Origin of the sequence: Amycolatopsis sp. lyj-346 (assembly GCF_046548975.1) — a bacterium.
GTDB lineage: Bacteria > Actinomycetota > Actinomycetes > Mycobacteriales > Pseudonocardiaceae > Amycolatopsis.
The window spans coordinates 1-511 of the sequence record NZ_JAJPWT010000088.1; the positions used below are offsets into that span (position 1 = coordinate 1).

Genomic DNA, 511 nt, shown 5'->3' on the forward strand with positions numbered 1-511 from the left:
GTCCATCTTCCATTACTGCCATCTTAAGCGCCGCCGTTGAGGTATAGAATGATGCAACGCCATCCATCACCTTAGTCCAAGCACCAGAGGAGGCTTTGTGGGTGACACCATCAGGCATTAAGCCTAGACCAGTAAACTTCTTAGCTGGGCCCCCGACGAACAGCTCACCTTTTGTGGTTAGTGCCCAAGCCAAGTTGCCGCACATAACTGCATATTTGATCTTTCCATCAGTGACTGGTGGTGTAATTAGACCGAAGGCGATCATTGGAAACGGAATCATATTCTCTCCTAAAAGAAAAGGCCCCATTCTCATGAGGCCTTAATGGTTATGGACGGGTAGTCATGAACACGTCGATCAGGTTGCCTTTACCACGATAGACCAAGTTACAGATAGTAACTGAGCTAGGGGTTGTGCTAACCTTAGTACCTGTTCCATGAACTACAAAGCTATTTGACCAAGTAACCTCATGGCCCGTAGCATCCTGTTCAAAGTAGATGTAGATAGACTCCG

General features: G+C 47.2%; 1 protein-coding gene. It reads right to left on the bottom strand.

The annotated features are described in order from the left end of the window. A partial coding sequence (locus tag ACLJQE_RS44840; RefSeq protein WP_410645948.1) for a hypothetical protein occupies nucleotides 1–280 on the bottom strand: 280 nt, incomplete at its 3' end. Nucleotides 281–511: the final 231 nt, after the last annotated feature.